Here is a 24,047-nt window from a genome sequence, read left to right as displayed (position 1 = left end):
TCAACCTCGTTGTCGTTACTGCTGGAGCCGGGCAACGATAGAATCGATACCCTCAAGCTTTACGGTTGCGTCCGCGAAGTCAAAACCCGACTCACTCCAACGCCGTAAGAAAATAAAGTCCAGACCGGCGCGGGTTGCAGCTTCAATATCGTACTGACTGTCGCCCACAAACACCCCCGGCCGGCGGAGGATACCCTCGTTCAGGGTCCGCGTGAGAATCTCATCCTTGGTATCGGGGCTGCCGTAGATGCCGCCATCGAACAAATCCGCCAGCCCACGCTCGCCAAAAACGGATCGAAGCTCCGCCTGGTCACCGCCGGAGACAACCAGCCAACCAGCCGAAGAGGTAAGTTCACGCAAACGGGTCAATCCGGAGGCTACATCGCAGTCCAGCAACCCCTGCCGAACATGGCTGGCGTAATGATCGAGCAGCTCCCCGAGCTCACCCTCATCAATCTTTTCATGGCCAACGATATCAGAAAGGAAAAGATGGAACTTCACGTAGCGGGAAATACCGCCGTGGCGGATATGATAGTCCACCAGCGCATAGGCCTTGTCACGGCCGTATGGCTCTGCCGCGCGGAAGAAGGCATCCGTCTTGACCTTGTTGGAGTTCAGCAGCACACCGTCGCAGTCGAATACCCATGTTCTGTAACTGGCCAGATCGACCATCAACTCCCCCTGTAAAGCAGATTTATGGCGCCCTGCGCCCTTTATTTAATCAGGTGACCGAAACCTTGGCAGGTGCTCCAATGCAGACACGTGGACGCAGCCCAGCTGAGCGGGGAATGGAGCATCCAGCAACAGGGCCATAGCGAACCGGTGACAGCCGGCGCCAGAAAAAACCGGCTCGCCGCCCGGCCCGATATGAATCAGAATACCGCCCACCTCCCGGTAGTTGCCGGGGTCCAGTTCCTGACGGGAGGGGAAATGGCCCTGCGCCTTTACCCCATCCCAAATCAGATCAAGGGTGCGATAACGGTTCCAGACATCCTCAGGAGTACTGCACTGGTCCGTGATTCCCGTCGGAGAGATGGCGATTTTCCCCAGCAGAAAGTCAATCGCACCGGCGTCCTGCCAGTCTTTGCCTTCCTTCCAGTGGGCCCAGCAATAGGTCAGCTTGGGATGGTTTTCGAAAGGTTGCTCCAGGTCCCCGGGCCACTCGGAGACGACCCGCCCGGACATCTGCCGCACCTTCGAGCCCAGGCGATCGGCCAGATCCCGGGCCTCTATGTATCGTTTGCATTCAGAGGGACGGACCCAGATACGTTCCGCGTAACGAGGCGCCTCTGCACCATATTTCAGACGGTTGAAGGTATCGATCCAGAATGCCCTGAGTTTATATTTTAGTGCCAATTCAACAACCTTTTTTATACATTCAGGCATCCATCAGATCGTGGCGTTTTGTCTGATACGCGATACAGGCTTCCAGTCCGGGGCTCTAGGGGAGTGGTGTTTCGAAGAACAACCGGTTGGTCTCGGCAACCATCCTGTGCATACCGAACTCCCCTTCAATCCACTGCCTGAGCTCTGACGGATCGAATTGCCTTTCCCGATTCACTACAGCAAGGACCGCTTCTGCCATGGCATCGACATCGTCGATGTCAACAAGAATGCCGTACCTGCCGTCGCCCAGCAGTTCCTCACTGCCGGGAACACGGGTTGAGATGACCGGCTTGCCGTAGCTCATGGCCTCGTTGAGCACGTTTGCCATACCCTCGTTCCTTGAACACAGCAGGAACAGGTCGATGCTGTTGAAGAACCGGTCCATATCCTTCCGATAACCGAGGAAATGAATCCGTTCGGACTCCGGCCGCGCCTGTATCTCCGCCTTGATCTGCTGTTCGAACTCCCCCTCACCGGCATGGATTACATGCACATTGGCCGGCAAACGAGAGAGCACGTCCGGCAAAAGGTCGAACCCCTTCATGGGGCTGAAGCGCCCGGCACATCCCACAATCACTGCATCGTCCGGCAGGTCAAACATGGCCCGAAAATCCAGCCCCGGCACTTCGGTCTCCGACTGACTGAAACCGTTGTACACCCGGACTACATTGTTTTCATCGAAAAAACGGGGGTGTTTGAGCATTTCCTGTTTCAGGGAGCCGCTGTTAACCATCAGGATGGACTTCATCAAGCGGAAGATAGCGAAAAATTTGACCGGGCTTTTTACCCTTCGTGCGATCCCGAGATACAGGATGACACGTTTCACTCCGGCCAGCTTCGAAGACAGTGAAACCAGCCACCAGTCTTTCTTGAGCGCGGCAAATACGACATCAGGTTGAAGACGACGGAGAATTCTCACATAGTTGGCAACGACGGCGAGGTTGAAATCCCCACCCCGGGATTTCACTTCAATCACTGACACATTATCCAACTCCTCAAAACGTTCAGCAAAGAATCCCTGCAGGAGGATAACGTAGACTCGGACCCCGCTTTCTCCCAGAAAACGGGCCCTGAGCAGCACGTTCTTTTCGATCCCGCCCCACACCTTCGAGGGGCAGAACAGCACGGCTTTTTTCATAAGTCGCTCACTTGAAAATATCCGGGGTCATCAGGAATTCCTTGTCTTACGCGGTTCTCTGAATCGCCTCTTCAGGCGCCGGATTCCAAAGCTTAGATCCTCCAGCCACCTGGCCACACGCAACCATCTGGACGACACTTCCTTTTCGGTCAGTGCATCCCTCGCGTCCGGGCAACTCCGGAGAAACCGGTCCAGCTCCCGAGCCTTCTGCAGTGCCGGCAGAAACCAGGGTTTCTTTAGCCGGAAGTCAATAAACACGACGGAATCACCAGCTATCAGGAAGTTGGCGATTTGCGCATCTGTGCGAAGGTATCCCTGCCGGTGAAGCTTTCTCAAAGCCTCCAGCACTGCAGGAACATCCTCCGGTCCGGCGGGGCGTCCGTCCACATAGTGATAGCAGACGAATGAGTCGGTCACGAATCCCGCGCGCCGCTGCTCTCCCGCCAATACAGGTTCCGGTGCAGAAAAACCCATGGAGGACATACGCTCGAGATGTCGGAAGGAACGCACCGCATCACTACCCCTGAATCGCGTCAGCAATCGCTCCCACCGACGGTTGTTGCGGGCCCTGGAAACCTTCAGCTGCAGGGCATCATCCCGGAACCTGACCTGGGCACTCAGGGTTCGCCAGTTGTCCCGGAACACCTGCTCGCGTCGGATCTGACCACGAACAACAGCATCGAACAATTCGTAGCTGGTGGCTTCGTCCAGATTCGACACCAGATACCAGGATCCGTCATTGATGGAAAACGACATGGTCAGGACCTGCCTGGGGGAAGGAAGTGCAAGATCCGGGGACAGTGCTGCCAAAATACTCGATTCACTCCCCTCCCCTTACACCAACGCCCGGGTGTTTGCGCCATAGGCTTTCTGGAGTTCATTGAGGTAACCCACAAGACCCATTTCCATCACTTCCTCAAACCGTTCATCGCCCTCAATGTGGCCACACACCCATAGCCGATGCATTAGCTGGTATTGCAGTATGGGATCGTGGGTTTTGATAAACGAGCGGGTGTGGTCAATAGATTTGGCCCCGTCCGGGAAATAGCCTGCAAACCTGCCGGAAGACAGCATCATGTCGGTATTGAAGACTTTGATTCCCGAAGGCTCGAACCTGAGCAGATCCAGAAGCGCATTGGGGCCAGCATTCAGATGGGTGTCCGGCAGCAACCATTGCAAAGAAGCCACCAGACGCAAACCCGGGTAGTCCTCGGGGAAGTGCGAAAGCCCCTTGCGGTTATTGCACACAGCCCACCGGATTGAGGCAAACACCTCGTCGTAGTTCGACTCCGCCAGCAACTTCGCCTGGGAGTTATTGTAATAGGAGACGTCCAGGCGGGCTCCCTGGGTCTCAGGATCCCGCCCCTTGTCACCGCCTCGATAGCCAAACTTGACGACCACATCATGTTCGTCGATCTCTGCACCCTGGGCAATCTTGCTGGGCACCGGACCCACCAGCGCAACGCGCTGGCCACGAATCAGGGCACCGAATTCGCGGTCATTATCCGACAGGAGTTGCTCTATACCGCGACTGTCGCAGTCGCTCTCCGCAGCCATCAGGGTGATAAACCAGTCCGCATGTGCGAGCCTCTTTCCGGTACGCCCCATGGCTTCCATCCTGCGCAGCCGTGTTCGGGCGCCGGTATAGTCTTCCGCCTCGATGTCCGCATAGCAGGCGGCCGTCACCTGCTCCAGGGTCGCATTTCCGGCATCCCCATCCGCCTGCATTCTGTCAAGCCCCTTGCTCCGCAAGATCCTGGCCAACTGAAAGAAACCGATTCCGATACAAAGGCGGAACAAATCCAGCCAGCATATGCCAGAAGCCAGAGATGGAGACAGCTCACCAGCACTTTTCTCCAAGAGCGATAGGTCGTCAGGCTGAAGCGATGACTTGCGAGAAGCGCCAAGCCCCACCAGATTACACCAGAACGACACCAGTTCGGTGGGGATCCGACCATGCCCCAAGCGCCGGAAGGCCCGGGACAGGGACTGTTCTTCCCTGCCGCCGACCTGAGCCTGAATGAACGCCGCTCTGAGAACATGATATCGCCACCAGCGGTCCCTACGCTTTCTGCCATAAATAAGCCTGGCGATCATACTGGCCTGAATCCTGTCATCATTGATGGAACCGCGCCCTCCAGATCACTGGCTCTCATCGTAAAACTGCTTCATGGCAAGGGCGATCTGGTAGTCCTCGTATTCATCGATATCCACTCCGGCCATCTTGCTGACCTTATGCATAAGCGGATTAGGCCCCAGGAAGTACCCCTCGTCCAGGGTTGCTTCCCTGCTTCTCATATACAGGCCGTTGGTGACCCGGTAGATATTGGGCAAGTCCTGACTGATGGTATGGTTCCGGTCAGCGCGATAGTTCAATGGCCCGTTGTCGTCCCAGAAATATTCCTTGAGCAGGTTCACCGACACCAGACTGTCATGGGTTCCGTTCTGAACCACATCACGCAGGTAGAGCTCGAATCCTTCGCGGTATTCGTCGGGGCTCATCAATGGCACGACCACGGTTACCCAGGCGAAGTGGTCCGTAGGGATATCCTTAACCACGCCGGTAATGACTTCACTGAAGGAGGCCTGATGACCGACACTCAGGTAATCATTTCGGGGCAGAAATTCCACGCCTCGTTTCCGGGCAACCTCTGCCACCTTTTCGGAGTTTGAGCTCAGGAAAATCCGGCCCGGTCTCTGAACCTGCTTTAGCTGTTCGATTTTCCACTCAAGGAGTGTGGTTTCCTCTCCAAACGGCAGAAAGATCTTCTCCCGAACACGGCTGCTGCCCTCCCTGACCGGGACGATAACTGAAATATTCGACAAGTCAGCCATTTATCTGCCCCTTGAGTCTTTGGCAGGCCTCTGCAAACACATTGACGTCCACGGAGTGGGCCAGGTAGTTAAAGCCGCCCTTGATCAGATCCCGTGAGCGGGCCAACTGGTCACTGAATGCGCCAAGCAGAATACCCCGGGCCTCTGCCTTGCGCGCAATTTCGTCTATTAACTCAATCACCTCAGGGGCCTCTACCTGCCCGGGCTTACCGACGGACTGGGAAAGATCGTATGGGCCCACAAAAAGTACATCGAACCCCTCGACCTCCAGGATCTCGTCCAGATTGCGGACACCCTCCGTACCCTCAACCTGCAGGATCAGCGTCGCTTCGTTGGCCTCGGCAAAATAATCGTCCTTGGGCTGGGTTCCAAACCGTGCCGCTCGCACGAACCGGCAAACGCCACGCTGCCCATAGGGATGGAAGCGGGCCGCAGCGACCGCCTCCCGGGCCTGATCGGCGGTATTGATGTTCGGCACCTGAACGCCCTCTGCCCCGGTGTCCAGTGCGCTGCCAATGGCGTGGGCATCTATCCCCCGCGCCCGGATTACCGGGGCCACGCCACCCAGCCTGGCCGCCCGGACATGGTGATGCATGGTTTCCAGGGTGGCGGGACCGTGCTCCATATCGAGAATAATAAAGTCCATGCCACCAAGACCCGCCGCTTCCACCATGGCGCTGTCGGTTGTCTTGCTGAACAACCCCATGCAGGGGCCGGACTTGAGTTTTTGCTTCAGGGATTGTTGGGTCACGAACAGATACCTCGTCAGTCAACCAGCCCGTAAAGGCTTGTCACCGGGACATGGTAGCGGGTGGGTGTAATACTTCGTATCGGGAGATGCCCTGGATGCTCCAGGTACGCCGCCAGCAGCTCTTCCATTTCGCCATTGCGTGGGTCATCGGCAGAATAACCGTCAAATCCCGCCAGAAGCACTTCCTTGGCACCACCACTGGTTGCGATAGCAAGCACATAGGCGACAACCAGGGAATTCGGCAACTGGGCACACTTTTCATGAAAGCGGAACCCTTCCCTGGCCACGGTCAGCCCGAAATCCAGGGTTTCCTTGGTCGCTAACGACTGGCGGACATCGTCCGGCAGCATGGAGAATGGCGTGACCAGGGGCTGAGGTAACAACAGGTGCGCATCACAGTCTGCCAGCAGGCGAACAGGGTGACAGGCGGCCCGGATGTCAATCAGCTCTTCAGACACACCTTTCTGGGCATTCAGCGCGATCACAAACGGCTGGTGTTGCTGAATGTAGGCCTCGAGCATGTCCCGATGACGCCGGCTACCCGGGCCTGACCCCAGGACCAATACCTCGCGGTCGCGCAGGCGGGATGCCGGTGCCCAGCTTCCGGTGAGCTCGCCCTGATAGAAGTGTCGGGCCGACTCCAGGTTGGAGAGACTGAAGCGCTTGCCGCCTTCAACCTTGAGGTGATCAATGGCAGCCAGGATGTCTTCCTCGCTGTAGCGCTGATCGCTCAGCATTTCCTGTATATAGGTGGGATGAATGCCGTGCTTGCCAGCAAGATAGTAGTAGGGATTACTGCCCCACTGATGCAGCTGTTTGAGGGGCTCGAAATACTCACGGATAAGCGTCAGCAAAGGTGTGATGTTGGCACTTCGTGGTCGTCTTTCGTCCATTGCCAGCGCCAAGTACTCTGTCCGGGTATTGCCCGGACCGCGCCCCATGCCGGTGACAGTGGAATCCAGCCAGGTTACTCCGGAATCAAAGGCTGCCAGTGAGTTGGCCAGCGCGTTACCCATGTTGTCATGGGTATGAATGCCCATGGCCCCGTGCCAGTTCTCGCGGAATACCGAAACCAGGCGCCGGACGTCTTCCGGCAACATGCTACCCATGGAGTCCGCAAAATAGAGAACATCCAGTGGATACTCGGCTGCTTTTGCGCTAAGGCGCCGAATCTCGTCATCGCCCCTGTCCGCTACCTGCATCAGGTTAAAGCCAACGGAATATCCCTTGTCTTTCAGCCAGCGAGCAGCCTCAAGGGCTTCCTCGAATTCATGAACATGGCAGGCGACCCGCACCAGGGTCACACTGGACTCAGAAGCGGAGGCAAACAGTCGTTCAAGCCGCGATGCCAGCGCATCGGGACCGCCACCAATCAACTCCGAGGCGTTGACCATAACGCCCAAATTGAGGTCATCCGGCACCTGTAAAGTGCGGATAAACCGGTCGGTCGTATAGGCGCAACCACCCTTGAAACCTTCGTTCTTCAGGGAGCGCATTCCCAGCTCAACGAAATCCACCCGCAGGGCGGACATGGCTTCCAGGTAGTTATTGATCAGGTCAACAGGGAAGTCCCATTGGTTGTAATAGCCCCCATCCCGCAGGGTGCAGTCAAGAAAAATGGGATGATTCATCTTAACCTCCACGGGAGAAAGCCCGAAAACTCTTTCAAATATCTTCCCATGAACTCATGTCCGGGCAACCATTTTTGCCTCCGACTCACGGTAAACTTGCTGACTTTCGGCCTCGGCCTGACGAATAACAGTCCACGCCAGCAGAGGAACGATAACATACATCATGACCCCGATATTCCGGCTGAACATACCCTGGGTGAGACAGAACACCATGAAGGTGAGCACAAAGGTAACACCCAGAACGGCATGTGCCTTGATCAGGGGGTTATCCGAAGACATATAGCACCAGAACAGTACCAGCGGTCCGAGGAATACAACCAGCAGGGCCAACAGAGCAACAGAACCACCCTTTGCGGCATGATCGACGAACTGATTGTGAAGGTGCCGGAAAGTGAGAATGCTTTCATCGACCTGCCCCTCATCCACCAGCGCCTGTAGCTCACGGTCGAAGTTGTCATCACCAACACCAAGTACCGGATGCCCAGAGTACATCAACCAACCGGCATGCCACATCTCCAGCCTGAGCCCTACGGACGACCCCTTGACCTCTCCTCCTTCAAAGTAGTCACTGGCTTGCTCTACCGCCACATCAACCCTTTGCGAAACAGCATCCAGGCTCAGCGCCGTCCCGCCAAAGACCACCAGCACCCCCAGGGAAGCCGCAAGCACACCCGGGTGTCCCAGGATGTAGCGGCGGTAGGCCCATACGAAGACCATGGATGCAACGGGAACGGCGAGCCAGCCGCCACGGGTACCTGAGAGCAACAACGCCAACATCGCACCGGCAAATCCGGCGGAGTACAACAATGTCCAGGCAGGCTTCCAGCTCCGTTGGTGAACCCCACAGACAACGCCACAGAATGCCACCAGAGCCAGAACCAGTGCCCCATTGCCAAAATAGATGGAATTGTCAAAACTGGTGACACGGCTGGCCCCGTCAACCAACGCCTGATACCCCGCAAAAACTCCCGCACCAATACCTCCGATAGCGGCCCCTGCAAACATGGCGACAGGCGCCAGTCTTATCCGCAAAAGCAGGGTCAGAATGATGGCTGCAGCAAGGAACCTGCTGGGGCGGTCGAGGCTTGAAGCATCATCACCATGCAAAAGGACGAGCACCACGAAACAAGCGAAGTAACCCGCGAATACAGAAAATAACCTCCAGTCCTTATACTCCATTGCATCGACGACCTTACGGTACCGAAACCCCACCAGAGACATCAGCAGCAGAAGCGCAGGGACCACATTATAGAGGTCAGGCACCAGGACCATCGAACCAAGATACAGAAGCACTGACAGTGCAATTATCCACTCCAGCAGCGAACGGAAGGACAGCTTAGACACAGATTTACTTCCCAAAGATCACAGACCTAGTACCAGAAAATCAACTGGCTCCAATCGATTCAAGCGGCCTATAGTAGCCTGCCAACAGGCAATCCCATAGGATTGGTGTTTGTCTTTCTGTAACCGGACGGATCCGTTTTTCAACTGAGCGCCACAAACGGTCAAGGTTGCCCTTCTCCCACCGGGAGCCTCCGCTCTCACCCCTGAGCCGGCACCGATCCAGATCGATGAGATACACGTCTCCACCCTTTAGTAAAATGTTGTCGCAATTCAGGTCCACATGATCCAGCCCCGCGTTATGGAACCGGCGTATGGTTTTTCCAACCTTAGCCCACAGGGCCTCGTCGTGCAGGTTGCCCACCTCGGGAAACGGCACTGCCCCGGGAATACGACGGATCAGGATGGCAGCGTGATACCACATCCAACGCCTGTTCGCACAAGCCGCCACAGGCTCCGGTACCGGCAGCCCCTGGTCATGAAGCTCTCTCAGGAGCTGAAACTCCCGGTACGAGCGGGTATTCCGCCAGCCCGTGTACACATAGTTGCGCTCCGATACCCGTGCCACCAGCCCCCCCCGCCGATAATGCCGAAGCACCATGTCACCTTGATCCGTCCCCACAAACCAGGCACTACCACGCCCTCCGGCGGATACCGGTTGTGCTCGGTCACCCCAACGGGCGGGATCAAACCAGGCTTCGGTGATGGCCTTGTAGGCGGGGTTTACAACCAGCATCAATGAACTCTTTCGGTAGGCCCACCAAAGGGGCGCCGCCAAAGACGTCGCACCCCGGATTGGGCTAGAATGGGGCGCAGTTTAGCAGGAGCCACCCCGCAGGCTCTACTTGTTGAATACCGAACCGTTGCGAGCGCCCCGTTTGACCAACTCCATCTGCATACTCCGCCTGTCCGCTATCGGCGATGTCACCCACGTTATCCCGGTTGTCCTCAGCCTTCAGGAGCAGATCCCGGGTGTGAAGATCACCTGGGTGATTGGCAAGATCGAGGCAAAGTTGGTGGGAGACCTGCCAGGCGTGGAATTCATCATCTTTGACAAGAAAGCCGGCTGGAAGGGCTACCGGGAGCTGCGTCAGAAACTGCAAGGACGACACTTCGACGCTCTGCTGCACATGCAGGTGGCCTTTCGCGCCAACCTGGCCGCAGCGGTCATACCCGCAAAGCTGAAAATCGGTTACGACAGAGCCCGCAGCAAGGACCTGCACAGCCTGTTCATCAATCGCCGCATTCCTCCGGCGCCCAAACAACATGTGCGCGACTGCCTTGCCAGCTATCTGGAGCCGCTCGGCCTGTCAGCGGCTCCCCCCCGTTGGAATATACCGCTGAGCGACGAGGATCATGAGTTCGCCCGCAGCCACCTGGCCGACGATCGCCGCAATCTGGTCATCAGCCCCTGTGCCAGTCACACCCTGCGCAACTGGCCTGCCGAGCGGTATGCCCAGCTGGCCGACCACGCCATTCGGGAACACGGCATGAAGGTCATCCTGGTAGGCAGCCCGGCGCCATTTGAGGCGGAGGCCTGCGCCACCATTGAACAGATCATGGCAGAAACAGCCCACAACATCTGTGGCAAGGACACCCTCAAGCAGCTGACCGCCCTGCTCGCCGGGGCTGACCTGTTGGTCGCGCCGGACACCGGGCCGGCCCATATTGCCAGTGCCATGGGTACCGATGTCCTGGGGTTGTATGCTGCCAGCAATCCCGACCGATCAGGTCCGTACAATTCGCTGCAATGGTGCGTCAATCGCTACCCGCAAGCTCTGGAAAGGTTTACGGGCAAAACCTTGGACGAGGCCCGCTGGGGCGCCAAGGCCGAATTCGAGGGGGCGATGGAGCTGATTACAGTGGCAGACGTCACCAGGACACTGGACCAGTGGGTCGAGTCCAGCAGCAAAAAAGCCCCCTCGCCACAGGAGTGACGAAGAGGCTTTTCAACCCATCTTCGGGCAGGCTTACTTGACCTTGGGGTCCAGCTCGCCGGCCTCGTAGCGGAGATACATCTGCTCGAGATTGATGGGCTTGATCTTGCTGGCGTTGCCGGCGGTGCCGAAGGCTTCGTAACGGGCCACGCAGATTTCGGTCATGGCCTTCATGGTTTCCTTGAGGAACTTCCGCGGGTCGAACTCGGCCGGGTTCTGCGCCAGGAAACGACGCACAGCACCGGTGCTGGCCAGGCGCAGGTCGGTATCAACATTGACCTTGCGCACGCCGTGCCTGATGCCCTCGACGATTTCCTCGACCGGTACACCGTAGGTTTCCGGAATCTCGCCGCCGTACTGGTTGATGATGTCCAGCCAGTCCTGGGGCACAGAGCTGGAACCGTGCATCACCAGGTGGGTGTCCGGGATACGGGCGTGGATCGCCTTGATCTGCTCGATGGCGAGGATGTCACCGGTCGGTGGACGGGTAAACTTGTAGGCGCCGTGGCTGGTGCCGATGGCGATGGCCAGGGCGTCCACGTGGGTCTTCTTCACGAAGTCTGCCGCTTCTTCCGGATCGGTGAGCATCTGGCTGTGATCCAGGGTGCCCTCGGCGCCGATGCCGTCCTCTTCACCGGCCTGCCCGGTTTCCAGGGAGCCCAGGCAACCCAGCTCACCCTCCACGGACACGCCGCAGGCGTGGGCCATGTCGACGGTACGGCGAGTCACGTCCACATTGTATTCGTAGTCGGTCGGCGTCTTGCCGTCCTCACCCAGGGAGCCATCCATCATCACCGAGCTGAAGCCCAGCTGAATGGAACGCTGGCATACGCCCGGGCTGGTGCCGTGGTCCTGGTGCATCACCACCGGGATATGGGGAAACTCTTCCACTGCCGCCAGGATCAGGTGGCGCAGGAAGGGCGCACCGGCGTACTTGCGGGCGCCAGCAGAAGCCTGGACGATCACCGGGGAATCGGTCTTGTCGGCCGCTTCCATAATGGCGCGCATCTGTTCCAGGTTGTTCACATTAAAGGCGGGCACACCGTAACCATGCTCGGCGGCATGATCCAGCAGTTGCCGCATCGAAATCAGGGCCATGGGTTTTCTCCTTGATAGATATATGTTCTTCGAAGCCGGTCGCGTAGTTTCGAAGCCAGGGTGGGGGGAGGCTTTCCGGGACCTTCAAAAACAGGGACGTTTTTGAAGAGCCTCCATGGACGGATCCACGGCGTGTCCCGGAAAGCCTCACCGCTCCCTGGCGGCAGGCACCAAATCAGGCGCCCCGTTCTTCCAATACAGCTACTGCAGGCAGGGTCTTGCCTTCCACGAACTCCAGGAAGGCGCCGCCGCCGGTGGAAATGTAAGAGATCTTGTCGGCCACGCCATACTTGTCGATCGCCGCCACGGTATCACCGCCGCCCGCCAGGGAAAATCCGTCGCTCTCGGCGATGGCTTCCGCCAGGGCGCGGGTGCCGTTGCCGAACTGGTCAAATTCAAAGACACCGACCGGGCCATTCCACAGAATGGTCCTGGCATTCTTCAGCAACTGGGCAAATTCTCCAGCAGTTTCCGGGCCAACATCCAGAATCATGTCGTCATCGGACACATCGGAGATGTTCTTCACGGTTGCTGTGGCCTTCTCGTCAAATTCGGGGGCGACCACCACATCCACCGGCAGAGGGATTTCCACGCGGGAAGCGATTTCCTTCGCGGTATCGATCAGGTCGTGCTCACACAGGGACTTGCCTACCGGGTGACCGGCCGCTGCCAGGAAGGTGTTGGCAATGCCGCCGCCCACGATGATCTGGTCACATACCTTTTCCAGGGCATTGAGAACCTCCAGCTTGCTGGACACCTTGGACCCACCCACAATGGCAACCACCGGCTTGGCAGGATTATCCAGCGCCTTCCCCAGGGCCTCCAGCTCTGCCGCCAGCAGTGGGCCGGCACAAGCCTCGGGGGCAAACTTCGCGACACCGTGGGTGGAGGCCTGGGCCCGGTGGGCGGTACCAAAGGCGTCCATGACATAAACATCACACAGCGCAGCGTACTGCTTCGACAGATCCTCGTTGTCTTTCTTCTCACCCTTGTTGAAGCGGACATTCTCGAACAACACCACCTCGCCGTCAGCAACCTTGACGCCTTCGAGATAGTCCTTGATCAGCCGCACGTCCTGGCCCAGCACGCCGGAAAGGTGGTCCGCCACCGGCTTCATGGAGGAGGCCTCGTCATAGACGCCCTCTTCCGGGCGACCCAGATGGGACATCAGCATGACTTTCGCGCCGGCATCCCGTGCCGCCTTGATGGTGGGCAGTGAGGCACGGATACGCGCGTCACTACCTACTTTGCCGTCCTTGACGGGTACGTTCAGGTCTTCCCGGATCAGCACACGCTTGCCGGCAAGATCCAGATCGGTCATTTTCTTGATGGCCATAATCAACAGTTCCATTTTCTGAGAGTTCAAATGCTTTTCTGGCCACGGAGCCCTTCTTCTTTTTTCCGTGTTCTTCCGTGGATTCCGTGGCAAATCAATCAGTTTTCTCTAACCAGCGCCGGCTCACGTCCAGCATCCGGTTGGCAAAGCCCCATTCATTGTCGAACCAGCAAAGCACCTTCACCATGCGCCCACCGGTAACCCGTGTCTGGCCTCCGTCGACGATGCCGGAATGGGCATCGTGGTTGAAGTCGGCACTGGCCAGCAATTCATCAGTGTAGCCAAGCACGCCCTTCAGGCCATTACCCGAGGCGTCCGCCAGCAAGCGATTGACCTCCTCAACAGACGTGTCCCGGCGAACGTTCACGACCATGTCGATGGCGGACACGTTCAGCGTGGGCACCCGCATGGCGACGGAACTAAAGCGGCCCTTCATGGCTGGCAGCAGTCGCTCGATACCCCGTGCCAGGCCGGTATCCACCGGTACAATATTGTGCAAAGCACTGCGGGTCCGGCGCAGGTCCTGATGGTGATAGGCATCAATCACCGGCTGGTCGTTCATGGCGGCGTGGATGGTGGTGGTGCTGCCCTGCTCGACTCCCAGGGCTTCGTCCAGCACCTTTATCACAGGTACAAGACAATTGGTGGTGCAGGAAGCGGCCGAGACAATCCGGTCCCCGGCGTCCAGGCTGTCGTCGTTGACGCCATAGACCACCGTGCGGTCCACATCAGGTTCCGCCGGCTGGGAAAACAGAAGCCGCTTCGCGCCGGCCGTCAGATGCTGCTCTGCGGTGGTGCGGTCGGTAAAGGAGCCGGAACACTCCAGCACCAGGTCCACACCGAGCTCGCCCCAGGGCTGGCCGCCCGGATCGGCGCTGCGCAGCACCCGGATCGGGTCGCCGTTCACCACCAGATGATCACCGTCGGCCTGGACCTCGCCACGGAACCGCCCATGGGTGGAGTCGTAGCGTGTCAGGTGGGCGATCGTGTCCAGGTCAGCCAGCTCGTTGATGGCGACAACTCTGAGCTGGTCCCGGTAGCCATTTTCATATAATGCACGCAGCACGCACTGGCCGATACGGCCATAGCCATTGATGGCGATGCGTGCCGGGGCTTCGTTGCTCATCAGTTATCCAGCAGATCCAGTGCGGTATCCACAACGTTGTCGACAGTAAAGCCGAACTCACGGAACAACTCGCCTGCCGGAGCCGACTCGCCGAAGGTGCTCATGCCGATCACCCGGCCGTCCAGGCCTACATACTTGTACCAGTAGTCCTCGATAGCCGCCTCGATGGCAATACGGTTGGTCACATCCAGCGGCAGCACCCTCTGCTTGTACTGGGCACTCTGTGCGTCAAATACATCGGTGGAGGGCATGGAAACCACCCGCACCTTGCGACCCTGCTCCCGCACTTTCTCGGCAGCGTCCTGGGCCAGGCCTACTTCGGAACCGGTGGCGATCAGGATCAGGTCCGGGGTGCCCTTGTCGTCAGACAGGATGTAGCCGCCTCTGGCAATATTCGCCAGCTGCTTGTCATCGCGGTCCTGATGGGGCAGCCCCTGCCGGGAGAACACCATCGCGGTGGGTCCGTCCGTGCGCTCCAGGGCAGCCTTCCAGGCCACCGCAGACTCGACGGCATCAGCCGGGCGCCAGGTGCTCATGTTGGGCGTGGTACGCAGGCTTGCCAGCTGCTCGACGGGCTGGTGGGTCGGTCCGTCTTCACCCAATCCGATGGAGTCATGGGTGAACACCAGAATGGACCGCTGCTTCATCAGCGCCGCCATGCGCACGGCATTGCGGCAGTATTCCATGAAGATCAGGAAGGTGGCGCCATAGGGCACGAAACCGCCGTGCAGGGCGATACCGTTCATGATGGCGGCCATGCCGAACTCGCGCACGCCATAATAGACGTAGTTACCACTGGCATCGTCTTTGGTCAGCGGTTTGCTGTCGTTCCAGATGGTCAGGTTGGAACCGGCCAGGTCGGCGGATCCGCCCAACAGTTCCGGCAGCAGTGGGCCGTAGGCATTGAGAGTATTCTGGGAGGCCTTGCGGCTGGCGACGGTCTCGCCCTTTTCCTGGCATTCGCGGATATAGGCGTCAGCCTTTTCGGAAAAGTCCGCTGGCAGGTCACCGTTCATGCGGCGTTTGAATTCAGCCGCCAGCTCCGGCTCGGCCTTTTCATAGGCGGCGAACTTGTCATCCCAGGCTTTCTGGGCAGCTGCGCCCTTTTCTTTGGCGTTCCACTCGGCGTAGATGTCCTCGGGAACTTCGAAGGCACCGTGGTTCCAGCCCAGCTTCTCCCGGGTCAGCTGGATCTCGTCCTCACCCAGGGCGGCACCATGACACGCCTCGGTGCCCTGCTTGTTGGGTGAACCATAGCCGATGACGGTCTTGCAGCAGATCATCGTGGGCTGGTCGGTATTGGCGCGGGCACTTTCGATGGCAGCGCGGACGGCATCAGCATCGTGGCCGTCCACCGCCGGAATGACCTGCCAGCCGTAGGACTCGAAACGCTTCGGGGTATCGTCGGTAAACCAGCCGTCCACTTCGCCATCGATGGAGATGCCGTTGTCGTCATAGAAAAGGATCAGTTTGCCCAGACCCAGGGTGCCGGCCAGGGAGGATACTTCGTGGGAGATGCCTTCCATCAGGCAGCCATCGCCCAGGAAAGCGTAGGTGTAATGGTCCACGATTTCATGACCGGGGCGGTTGAACTGCGCCGCCAGTGCCTTTTCCGCCAGCGCGAAACCAACCGCATTGGCAATGCCCTGTCCCAGCGGGCCGGTGGTGGTTTCCACACCCGGGGTATAGCCGTACTCGGGGTGGCCCGGGGTTTTGGAATGCAACTGACGGAAATTCTTGATGTCATCGATGGAGACGTCATACCCGCTCAGGTGCAGCAGCGAATACTGCAGCATTGAGCCATGACCGTTAGACAGCACGAAGCGGTCACGGTTGGCCCACTGCGGGTCAGCCGGGTTGTGGCTGAGATAGTCATTCCACAACACCTCGGCGATATCCGCCATGCCCATGGGCGCCCCCGGGTGGCCGGACTTGGCTTTCTGAACCGCATCCATGCTCAGCGCGCGAATGGCGTTGGCGAGATCTTTACGAGAGGGCATTGACGTTTCTCCAGTCATTAGTCAGGAAACATGAGATCGAAAAAAGAAGGCGCGTATTTTCGCCGATTAGTGGCCATGGGAGCAAATCAGCGTCGCACTTTTGCGGATACTGCTATCCAACACCCCAAAACCTATATCAAACTTTTTTGATATACATCTTGATCAAACCCTGAGCAGCCCCTAAACTGCTCGCCATGAACAGCCTCAGCACCCCAAAATCTGACCCGGGCCTTGACGCCCTTGCCCCGCTGTACAAGGCCTGCGGCGATCCGCTGCGCCTGGAAATACTGCGTGTACTGCGGAGGGACACTTTCGGGGTGCTTGAACTGAGTCAACTGTTCGACGTCCGCCAGTCAGGCATGAGCCATCACCTGAAAGTGCTGCACAAGGCGGGCTTGCTGGAACCACAACGGGAAGGCAACGCCATCTTTTACCGTCGTCCACTGAATCTTAACGCTGAAAACACCAGCCTGACCGGCGACGCGGTGCGCCAGATCTTCCGGACCATCGATCAGGTTCCGGTGGCCAGCCACCTGCAGGAAAAAATCGAAGCCATCCGGAACCAGCGGGCCGACCAGTCCCAGGCCTTTTTCGCCCGTCACGCGGAGCAGTTCCGGGAGCAGCAGGAGCTGATCGCCGCCTTCGACCTTTATGCCGAACCCACTGCCGAACTGATCCGTGCCCGGGCCGCCCGACACCAGTGGCGGACGGCGCTGGAAATCGGCCCCGGCGAGGGTGCCTTCCTGCCGGTCATCGCCGATATCTGCCAGCACGTGGTGGCAGTGGACAACTCCGCCGACATGCTTCGCAAGGCTCGCCAGACCTGTACCGACCAGAAGCTTGAGAATGTGGAGTTGGTGTTGGGCACGACCGCCACGCTCCTCGGTGGCCAACAACGTTTTGATCTGGTGGTGGCCAATATGGTCCTGCACCACGTTCCGAGCCCGGCCGACATCTTTCTGGAAGCCAGCGAACTTATGAACAGTGGTGGTTATTTGGTGATCAGCGACCTGCGCAGCCATGACCAGGACTGGGCCAGGGAGAACTGCGGAGACCTGTGGCTGGGTTTCCAGCCAGAAGAGCTGAATGTCTGGGCCAGTGACGCCGGCCTTGAAACCGGCGAAGCCATGTTTATCGGCCTGCGCAACGGATTCCAGGTTCAGGTGCGAGAGTACCTCAAGCCTGAAATCGACCACCGCAGTCAATGAATATCAAAAACTTTTGATATAGAATCCATTATCAATATGAAACGTATCGGTTAACAGCCGAACTCAACCATCGTTATCAATAAAAGTGGCAGGACCTGCCCACCAAGCTCAAGAGGAGCCTGTGCTATGTCTGACTACAGCATCTTCACATCCGAGTCGGTCTCCGAAGGCCATCCGGACAAACTGGCCGACCAGATCTCCGATGCGGTACTGGACACCATCCTGACCGATGACCCTCACGCCCGTGTTGCCTGTGAAACCATGGTCAAGACCGGTGTCGCCATTGTCGGTGGCGAGATCACCACCAGCGCCTGGGTAGACCTGGAAGACCTGGTTCGGGGCGTGATCAAGGACATCGGCTACACCTCCTCCGATGTGGGCTACGACGGCGACACCTGCGGCATCATCAACATCATCGGCAAGCAGTCGGTGGATATTGCACAGGGCGTCGACCGCAAGAAACCGGAAGATCAGGGCGCCGGTGACCAGGGCCTGATGTTCGGCTACGCCAGTAACGAAACCGATGTACTGATGCCGGCACCGATCACTTTCGCCCACCGTCTGATGGAGCGCCAGGCCGAGGCCCGCAGGAGCGGACTGCTGCCCTGGCTACGCCCGGACGCCAAGAGCCAGGTTACCTGCCGCTACGAAAACGGCCGCGTCACCGGTATCGATGCGGTGGTACTGTCCACCCAGCACGACGAAGACGTCACCCAGGCCGACCTCAAAGACGCAGTAATGGAGCTGATCGTCAAGAACGTGCTGCCGGCGGAACTGCTGCACAGCGGCACCCAGTTCCACATCAACCCCACCGGCAAGTTCGTGATTGGCGGCCCGGTAGGTGACTGTGGCCTTACCGGTCGCAAGATCATCGTTGACACCTACGGGGGCATGGCCCGCCACGGCGGCGGCGCTTTCTCCGGCAAGGACCCGTCCAAGGTGGACCGGTCCGCAGCCTACGCCAGCCGTTACGTGGCCAAGAACATCGTCGCCGCCGGCCTGGCCGACAAGTGTGAGATCCAGGTGTCCTACGCCATCGGCGTGGCGCAACCCACCTCCATCTCCCTGGACACCTTCGGCACCGGCAAGATCAGCGACGACAAGATTATCCAGCTGGTACGGGAGCACTTCGACCTGCGCCCCTACGCCATCACCAACATGCTCGACCTGCTGCACCCCATGTACCAGCAGACCGCAGCCTACGGCCACTTCGGCCGCGAGCCATTCGAGATGACGGTGGGTGGCAAGACCTTTACCGCGTTCCCGTGGGAAAAGACGGATCGGGCCGCAGTCCTGAAAGACGCAGCAGGTATTTGAGGCCTCGCGAAAGGTAGAGGTGAACGCCAGCCCCCTCTCCCTTGAGGGGAGAGGGTTGGGGTGAGGGTGGAGACTCCAACTCCGTAGTTTAAAATACGGCGCCCTGCGGTCGCTCCCCCTCACCCTGGCCCTCTCCCACGTTGGGGAGAGGGAATGTTCGCCGGTAGCCTCGGGCCACCCAACTCAATTCCAACGACGACGGAACCTCAAAACCGTCGTCGAAAAAGACACATACAGGAGAACACCATGAGCACTCCGGCAGAACAACTGAACAGCTTCAACGACTACAAAGTCCGCGACATCACCCTCGCTGACTGGGGCCGCAAGGAAATCAACATCGCCGAGGGCGAAATGCCCGCCCTGATGGCCCTGCGCGAGAAGTACAAAGGTGAGCAGCCGCTGAAAGGCGCCAACATCATGGGCTGCATCCACATGACCATCCAGACCGCCGTGCTCATCGAAACCCTGATCGAGCTGGGCGCCAACGTACGCTGGTCCTCCTGCAACATCTTCTCCACCCAGGACCAGGCCGCCGCTGCCATGGCCGCCGCTGGTGTGCCGGTGTTTGCCTGGAAAGGCGAAACTGATGAAGAGTACGACTGGTGCCTCGAGCGCACCGTGGGTGCCGACGTGGAAGGCTGGGAGCCCAACCTGATCCTGGACGACGGCGGCGACCTCACCGCCCTGCTCCACGACAAGCACCCGGACATCCTCGCCAAGTGCCACGGCGTTACCGAGGAAACCACCACCGGTGTGCACCGCCTGCAGGAAATGCTGCGTGAGGAAACCCTCAAGGTACCGGCCATCAACGTCAACGACGCCGTCACCAAGTCCAAGAACGACAACAAGTACGGTTGTCGCCACAGCCTGAACGACGCCATCAAGCGCGCCACCGACCACCTGATGGCCGGCAAGAAGGCCCTGGTGATCGGTTACGGCGACGTGGGCAAGGGCTCGGCCGCCTCCCTGCGCCAGGAAGGCATGATCGTCAAGATCACCGAAGCCGACCCCATCTGTGCCATGCAGGCCTGCATGGACGGCTTCGAGGTGGTCTCCCCGTACATCAATGGCGAGAACACCGGCTCCGAAGACAGCATCAACAAGGACCTGCTGGCCCACACAGATCTGCTGGTCACCACGACCGGCAACATGAACGTGTGTGATGCCAACATGCTCAAGGCCCTCAAGAGCGGCGCCGTGGTGTGCAACATCGGCCACTTCGACAACGAGATCGACACCGCCTATATGCGCAAGAACTGGGAGTGGGACGAGGTCAAACCGCAGGTCCACGTGGTCTATCGCGACAAGGCCAGCAACGACCACCTGATCCTGCTGTCCGAAGGCCGCCTGGTAAACCTGGGCAACGCCACCGGTCACCCGTCACGCATCATGGACGGCTCCTTCGCCAACCAGGTTCTGGCGCAGATGTATCTGTTCGAGCGCCGTTTCGCCGAGCTGCCCACTGCGGACAAGACCAATGGTGTCTACGTGAAGGTGCTGCCGAAGAAGCTGGACGAGGAAGTGGCCATGGCGATGGTAGAAGGCTTCGGCGGCGTCATTACCAGAATGACCCCGGAACAGGCGAAATACATCGGCGTACCGGTCGAAGGCCCGTACAAGCCGGAAAGCTACAAGTACTGATCGGACCAGCAAGATGGAATCGCAAAAACAGTTCAAGCGCCGCTTCAGCTTCGAGTTCTTCCCCCCCAAGACCGACCAGGGCAGGGAAAAACTGCAGGGCGTTCGCGACCGGCTGGCCGAGGTGGACCCGGATTTCTTCTCGGTCACCTTCGGCGCCGGCGGCTCCACCCGGGATCGTACCATCGAAACCGTGCTGAACCTGCACGGCCAAGGTATCTCGACAGCCCCTCACCTGTCGTGTGTGGGCGGCACCCGGGAGACCATCGCGGAATTGCTCGACATCTACAGGGAAAGTGGCGTCAACCGCATCGTCGCCCTGCGGGGCGATATGCCCTCGGGCATGGGCGCGGCGGGAGAACTCCGCTACGCCAATGAGCTGGTGGAGTTTATCCGGGAGTACAGTGGCGACACCTTCAACCTGGAAGTGGCCGCCTACCCGGAGTTCCACCCCCAGGCCCGCAACGCCGAGGAAGACCTGCAGAACTTCGAGCGCAAGGTGAAGGCCGGCGCCAACAGCGCCATTACCCAGTACTTCTTCAACGCGGACAGCTACTTCTACTTCATCGACCGGCTGGAAAAGTTGGGCATCACCATTCCGGTGGTGCCGGGCATCATGCCCATCGTCAACTTCTCCAGCCTGGTGCGCTTTTCCGACATGTGCGGCGCGGAAATCCCCCGCTGGATCCGCAAGCAGCTGGAAGCCTATGGCGATGATTCAGAGAGCATCAAGAAGTTTGGCGAGGAAGTGGTCACCGACATGTGTGAGCGCCTGCTGACAGCCGGCGCCCCGGGTCTGCATTTCTATACGCTGAACCAGGCGGATGCCAGCCTGAAAATCTGGAACAACCTTGGCCTGGCCAACCGGGACAAGATTTCGTTCTGATTACCCCAAAACCCCCGGGATCAGCGCTTACGATTCCGGGGACTACTCTCTTCCCTTCGATCTCCCTAAGCCAAACCGCTACCTGCAATTCGTCTGTATATGGTCTATGCTTAAAATCGTATGTTCCTAATCTGAAAGGAGATCCCATGAATACCAACTGGCTGAAACCCCTTGGCGTTGCCGCTGCGCTGTCCTTTACTGCCAATGTAGCCTCTGCGGAGACCGTAAAGGTGGTCACCGATCCGAGCTTCGTTCCCTTCGAAATGATGGACCAGGAAACCGGCGAGATGATCGGTTTTGACATGGATATCATTTCCGAAGTGGCCGAGCGGGCCGGTTTCGAATATGACCTGCAGACCATGGACTTCAACGGCATTATCCCCGCACTACAGACCGGCAACGTGGACATCGCCATCGCTGGCATCACCATTACTGAGGAACGTGAGGAAATCGTTGATTTTTCAGACCCTTACTACGACTCCGGCCTGCGCATCATGGTTCGCGCCGACAACGAGGAAGTGGAAACCATTGACGACCTGGAAGGCCTGGAGATCGGCACCAAGATCGGCAGTACCAGCTATGACTTCCTGACCAGGGAACTGGACGACAACGACGGCGTCACCCCCTACCCGGGCAGCTCCGACATGTATATGGCGCTGATGAGCCGCTCCATTGATGCGGTATTCTATGATGCACCCAACGTTGGCTACTTTGCCCAGACCAAAGGTGAAGGCCGGGTAAAGACCGTCGGACCGCTGTATGAAGGCCAGCAGTACGGCATTGCCCTGAAAAATGGCAGTGAATGGGTGGATGAGGTCAACGAAGCCCTTGCCTCCATGAAAGAAGACGGTACCTACGACGAGATCTACAAGAAGTGGTTCGGCGAACTGCCGGAAGACGAGTAAACCACAGGCATTTCCGACCAGGTGCCGAAGCCGCGTGGCTTCGGCACCTCCCACCTGAACTGAACGGAGAAACAGAACGTGGAGTTTCAGTTCCAGTTCGACTGGCAAGCTGCGATCGATTCCATTCCCTTTCTGCTCAAGGGTGTCCCCTATACCCTGCTGATTTCCTTCGGCGGCCTGGCTATCGGCTTTGTGCTGGGTATCTTTTTCGGACTGCTGAGCATCAACAAACACTGGTTCCTGCGCTGGCCCGCTACCGCCTACATTGAAATTTTCCGGGGCACGCCAATCCTGGTGCAGGTACTCTTTATATTCTACGGCCTGCCGGACCTTATCGGCGGTCCCATTGATCCACTGACAGCGGGTATTGCCGCTATCGCCCTGAATTCCGGCGCCTATATCTCGGAGGTAGTCCGTGGTGGCGTACAGTCCATCGACAAGGGCCAGACCGAAGCAGGCCTGTCCCTGGGCCTGTCACGCACCCAGACCTTCTGGTCCATCGTCTGGCCCCAGGCTTTCCGCCGGATGATCCCGCCCCTTGGCAACCAGGCCATCGTCTCCATCAAGGACACCTCGTTGTTCTCGGTGATCGGCGTTGGCGAGCTGGTTCGTCAGGGTCAGGTGTATATCGCCAACACCTTCACCGCCTTCGAGGTGTACTTCGTGGTGGCGATACTCTACCTGATGATCACCCTGACGTTGTCACTGATTCTGCGCCTGGTTGAGCGGCGCGGCCTGACGTCGGTTTAAGGAGCGGACATAATGAGCCAGATTGTAAAGATTGAGGACATGAACAAGTACTTCGGCGATCTCCATGTGCTGAAGGATATCAACCTGACCGTGGACGCCGGCGAGGTGGTGGTGATCATTGGCGCCAGCGGCTCCGGCAAGTCCACGCTGATCCGCTGTGTGAACGGGCTGGAGGAATTCGAGTCGGGTCACCTGGAGGTGGATGGCCATCCGCTGATACCGAAAGGTGGCAACCAGAAATCCCTCGCCGAGATCCGCAAGCAGGTGGGCATGGTGTTCCAGCAGTTCAACCTGTTCCCTCACCTGACGGTGAAGAAGAACATCATGCTGGCGCCCATGAAAGTAAAGGACGAGAGCCAGGTAGTGGCCAATGGCACCGCTGAGCGTCTGTTACAGCGTGTGGGCATTGCCGACCAGGCCAACAAGTACCCCAGCCATCTTTCCGGCGGTCAGCAACAGCGGGTAGCGATTGCCCGGGCCCTGGCCATGGAGCCCCGGCTGATGCTGTTCGATGAGCCCACTTCTGCTCTTGATCCGGAAATGATCGGTGAGGTGCTGGATGTGATGCGGGAGCTTGCCAAGGAAGGTATGACCATGATGGTGGTCACCCACGAGATGGGCTTCGCCCGCGAGGTGGCCGACCGGGTGTTCTACATCCACGAGGGCCAGATTGTGGAGGAAGGCAAGCCCGAGGATGTGTTCGACAATCCGCAGAATGAGCGGACTCAGTCTTTCCTTTCCCGGGTGCTCAAACACTGACTTTT

General features: G+C 58.6%; 22 protein-coding genes. 8 read left to right on the top strand and 14 right to left on the bottom strand.

Features of this window, described 5'->3' with window-relative positions:
• Positions 1 to 15: 15 nt before the first annotated feature.
• The 10 genes from IE079_RS14040 to IE079_RS13995 form a co-directional block, all read right to left on the bottom strand.
• A complete protein-coding gene (locus tag IE079_RS14040; protein ID WP_189577411.1) occupies positions 16 to 672 on the bottom strand; it encodes an HAD family hydrolase in 657 nt (218 codons plus the stop codon).
• A 45-nt stretch (positions 673 to 717) separates the two neighbouring features.
• Positions 718 to 1,356: a hypothetical protein gene (locus IE079_RS14035; protein WP_189577410.1), complete on the bottom strand. Its 639-nt coding sequence runs from the start codon at positions 1,354 to 1,356 to the stop codon at positions 718 to 720.
• 85 nt (positions 1,357 to 1,441) lie between these two features.
• Positions 1,442 to 2,524 (bottom strand): glycosyltransferase, encoded by a 1,083-nt coding sequence (locus IE079_RS14030; RefSeq protein WP_189577409.1) that lies wholly within the window; start codon positions 2,522 to 2,524, stop codon positions 1,442 to 1,444.
• A 30-nt stretch (positions 2,525 to 2,554) separates the two neighbouring features.
• Positions 2,555 to 3,280: a BUD32 family EKC/KEOPS complex subunit gene (locus IE079_RS14025; protein ID WP_189577408.1), complete on the bottom strand. Its 726-nt coding sequence runs from the start codon at positions 3,278 to 3,280 to the stop codon at positions 2,555 to 2,557.
• Positions 3,281 to 3,358: 78 nt separating this feature from the next.
• Positions 3,359 to 4,252 carry a hypothetical protein gene (locus IE079_RS14020; RefSeq protein ID WP_189577407.1) on the bottom strand — a complete coding sequence of 298 codons (894 nt, stop codon included), beginning with the start codon at positions 4,250 to 4,252 and terminating at the stop codon, positions 3,359 to 3,361.
• A 414-nt stretch (positions 4,253 to 4,666) separates the two neighbouring features.
• Positions 4,667 to 5,359, bottom strand: coding sequence for an acylneuraminate cytidylyltransferase family protein (locus tag IE079_RS14015; protein WP_189577406.1), 693 nt, complete (start codon positions 5,357 to 5,359; stop codon positions 4,667 to 4,669).
• The gene (locus tag IE079_RS14010; RefSeq protein WP_227712509.1) at positions 5,352 to 6,110 is read right to left on the bottom strand and encodes an HpcH/HpaI aldolase family protein; all 759 of its coding nucleotides are present in this window, start codon (positions 6,108 to 6,110) and stop codon (positions 5,352 to 5,354) included. The genes IE079_RS14015 and IE079_RS14010 overlap by 8 nt, the downstream gene beginning before the upstream one ends.
• 14 nt (positions 6,111 to 6,124) lie before the next feature.
• A complete protein-coding gene (locus tag IE079_RS14005) occupies positions 6,125 to 7,741 on the bottom strand; it encodes an aldolase catalytic domain-containing protein (RefSeq protein WP_189577405.1) in 1,617 nt (538 codons plus the stop codon).
• Between the two features lie 54 nt (positions 7,742 to 7,795).
• The gene (locus IE079_RS14000; RefSeq protein WP_189577404.1) at positions 7,796 to 9,100 is read right to left on the bottom strand and encodes an O-antigen ligase family protein; all 1,305 of its coding nucleotides are present in this window, start codon (positions 9,098 to 9,100) and stop codon (positions 7,796 to 7,798) included.
• A 25-nt stretch (positions 9,101 to 9,125) separates the two neighbouring features.
• Positions 9,126 to 9,818, bottom strand: coding sequence for a 3-deoxy-D-manno-octulosonic acid kinase (locus tag IE079_RS13995; protein WP_189577403.1), 693 nt, complete (start codon positions 9,816 to 9,818; stop codon positions 9,126 to 9,128).
• Between the two features lie 142 nt (positions 9,819 to 9,960).
• Here IE079_RS13995 and IE079_RS13990 point away from each other — a divergent pair, with 142 nt between their 5' ends.
• Positions 9,961 to 11,019, top strand: coding sequence for a glycosyltransferase family 9 protein (locus IE079_RS13990; RefSeq protein WP_189577502.1), 1,059 nt, complete (start codon positions 9,961 to 9,963; stop codon positions 11,017 to 11,019).
• A gap of 33 nt (positions 11,020 to 11,052) precedes the next feature.
• Here the strand turns inward: IE079_RS13990 and fba are convergent, their stop codons facing one another.
• The 4 genes from fba to tkt form a co-directional block, all read right to left on the bottom strand.
• Positions 11,053 to 12,117 (bottom strand): class II fructose-bisphosphate aldolase, encoded by a 1,065-nt coding sequence (gene fba, locus IE079_RS13985; RefSeq protein ID WP_189577402.1) that lies wholly within the window; start codon positions 12,115 to 12,117, stop codon positions 11,053 to 11,055.
• A 175-nt stretch (positions 12,118 to 12,292) separates the two neighbouring features.
• Positions 12,293 to 13,453, bottom strand: a complete 1,161-nt coding sequence (locus tag IE079_RS13980) for a phosphoglycerate kinase (protein ID WP_189577401.1) — start codon at positions 13,451 to 13,453, stop codon at positions 12,293 to 12,295.
• Between the two features lie 94 nt (positions 13,454 to 13,547).
• Positions 13,548 to 14,579: a type I glyceraldehyde-3-phosphate dehydrogenase gene (gene gap, locus IE079_RS13975; protein ID WP_189577400.1), complete on the bottom strand. Its 1,032-nt coding sequence runs from the start codon at positions 14,577 to 14,579 to the stop codon at positions 13,548 to 13,550.
• Positions 14,579 to 16,579, bottom strand: a complete 2,001-nt coding sequence (gene tkt, locus IE079_RS13970) for a transketolase (RefSeq protein WP_189577399.1) — start codon at positions 16,577 to 16,579, stop codon at positions 14,579 to 14,581. Before tkt ends, gap begins: the two co-directional genes overlap by 1 nt.
• Before the next feature lie 194 nt (positions 16,580 to 16,773).
• Between tkt and IE079_RS13965 the strand changes: the two genes are divergently transcribed.
• The 7 genes from IE079_RS13965 (at position 16,774) to IE079_RS13935 (ending at position 24,042) form a co-directional block, all read left to right on the top strand.
• Complete coding sequence (locus tag IE079_RS13965; RefSeq protein WP_189577398.1) at positions 16,774 to 17,787, top strand: metalloregulator ArsR/SmtB family transcription factor; 1,014 nt, start codon at positions 16,774 to 16,776, stop codon at positions 17,785 to 17,787.
• A gap of 126 nt (positions 17,788 to 17,913) precedes the next feature.
• Positions 17,914 to 19,104 (top strand): methionine adenosyltransferase, encoded by a 1,191-nt coding sequence (gene metK, locus IE079_RS13960; protein WP_189577397.1) that lies wholly within the window; start codon positions 17,914 to 17,916, stop codon positions 19,102 to 19,104.
• 246 nt (positions 19,105 to 19,350) lie between these two features.
• Positions 19,351 to 20,745 (top strand): adenosylhomocysteinase, encoded by a 1,395-nt coding sequence (gene ahcY / locus IE079_RS13955; RefSeq protein WP_189577396.1) that lies wholly within the window; start codon positions 19,351 to 19,353, stop codon positions 20,743 to 20,745.
• A gap of 13 nt (positions 20,746 to 20,758) precedes the next feature.
• Positions 20,759 to 21,628: a methylenetetrahydrofolate reductase [NAD(P)H] gene (metF, locus tag IE079_RS13950; protein ID WP_189577395.1), complete on the top strand. Its 870-nt coding sequence runs from the start codon at positions 20,759 to 20,761 to the stop codon at positions 21,626 to 21,628.
• A 146-nt stretch (positions 21,629 to 21,774) separates the two neighbouring features.
• Positions 21,775 to 22,533: a transporter substrate-binding domain-containing protein gene (locus tag IE079_RS13945; RefSeq protein WP_189577394.1), complete on the top strand. Its 759-nt coding sequence runs from the start codon at positions 21,775 to 21,777 to the stop codon at positions 22,531 to 22,533.
• 78 nt (positions 22,534 to 22,611) lie between these two features.
• Positions 22,612 to 23,283, top strand: a complete 672-nt coding sequence (locus tag IE079_RS13940; protein ID WP_189577393.1) for an amino acid ABC transporter permease — start codon at positions 22,612 to 22,614, stop codon at positions 23,281 to 23,283.
• Between the two features lie 12 nt (positions 23,284 to 23,295).
• On the top strand, positions 23,296 to 24,042 hold the full coding sequence (locus tag IE079_RS13935; protein ID WP_189577392.1) for an amino acid ABC transporter ATP-binding protein: 747 nt from the start codon (positions 23,296 to 23,298) through the stop codon (positions 24,040 to 24,042).
• The last annotated feature ends 5 nt before the right edge of the window (positions 24,043 to 24,047 follow it).

The sequence above is a fragment of the Marinobacter zhanjiangensis genome, from assembly GCF_014651935.1.
Lineage (GTDB): Bacteria > Pseudomonadota > Gammaproteobacteria > Pseudomonadales > Oleiphilaceae > Marinobacter > Marinobacter zhanjiangensis.
The sequence above is the reverse complement of the archived record's forward strand: the minus strand, read 5'-3'. Positions and strand labels throughout refer to the sequence as shown.